Annotated in this window: 1 protein-coding gene; it reads left to right on the forward strand. The window is 52.4% G+C overall.

Features of this window, described 5'->3' with window-relative positions:
• The coding region (locus ACO6V1_RS24155) for an ankyrin repeat domain-containing protein (RefSeq protein ID WP_422469174.1) at nt 1-1,090 on the forward strand (1,090 nt) is incomplete at both ends.

Genomic DNA, 1,090 nt, shown 5'->3' on the forward strand with positions numbered 1-1,090 from the left:
CGTTGTCAACGTTCTTCTGGATGCAGGTGCCAATATTGATGCCCGCGATGATGTTGGTGAAACTCCGCTGCATAAGGCTCGTAGCAAAGAGACAGTGGAAGCGCTGCTGGACAGGGGTGCTGATATTGAGGCCAAGAGGAGGTGTAACGGAACTCGGCTGATGTCTGTGGTTTCTAATCCAGGCAGCTTTGGGGCTGTAAAGGCACTTCTGGTCGCAGGTGCCAGCGTTAATGCCCGCAATCGTCTTGGTCGAACTCCGTTGCATTTTGCCCATAGCCAGGAGGTTGTGAAAGAACTTCTGGCTTGGGGAGCCGATATTGAGGCCAGGGATCATACCGGAGAAACTCCACTGTTTTCGGCTTGTCATCAAGACAGTCTGGAGGAGTTAAAGGTACTTTTGGCCGCAGGTGCCTGCGTTAATGCCCGGGATGATTTAGGCCGGACTCCGTTGCATAAGGCCAGGAGCAGTGAGATTGTGAACGAGCTGCTGGCCTGGGGTGCCGACATTGAGGCCAAGGATAATGATAAAGCAACACCACTAATTTGTGCGATTATTATTTATGGCAAATTTGAGGCGGCCAAGGCGCTTCTGTTCGCAGGTGCCAATATTGAGGCTGCTGATGAATTTCAACGGACACCATTGCATCTTGCGGCTGGCGATATGCGTCACGACTTGCGGTATATGGAGGTGCTTCTGTCCGAGGGGGCCAATCTTGAAGCCAGGCAAAAAATTACACGATATACCCCGTTGCATGAAGCAGCATTAAGTGCTTCGGGCAAGAAAGTCCAATTATTGGTGGCTGAGGGTGCCAACTATAAGGCGCGAGATAGGCATGGGAGTACACCGCTGGGTGTGGCCATGGGCAGAATTGACAAAATGGACGACCTGCTGGCAGCGACTGGCAGATTTGACAACATTGACTCGGATGATGAGCCGGTTAGTTTTCAGCCCCAATCACTTCAGTCCTGCGCCCGTTCCGCTATCCGCTCGCGCCTGGTTAAACACCGGAAAAATACCGGACAACCGTTGTCAGAATCGGTGCAGGATCTGCCGCTGGATCCGACGCTGAAAGCCTATCTCTATAAGCCT

Origin of the sequence: Endozoicomonas sp. ALC013 (genome assembly GCF_049310205.1) — a bacterium.
In the GTDB taxonomy this organism is placed as follows: Bacteria; Pseudomonadota; Gammaproteobacteria; order Pseudomonadales; family Endozoicomonadaceae; genus Endozoicomonas.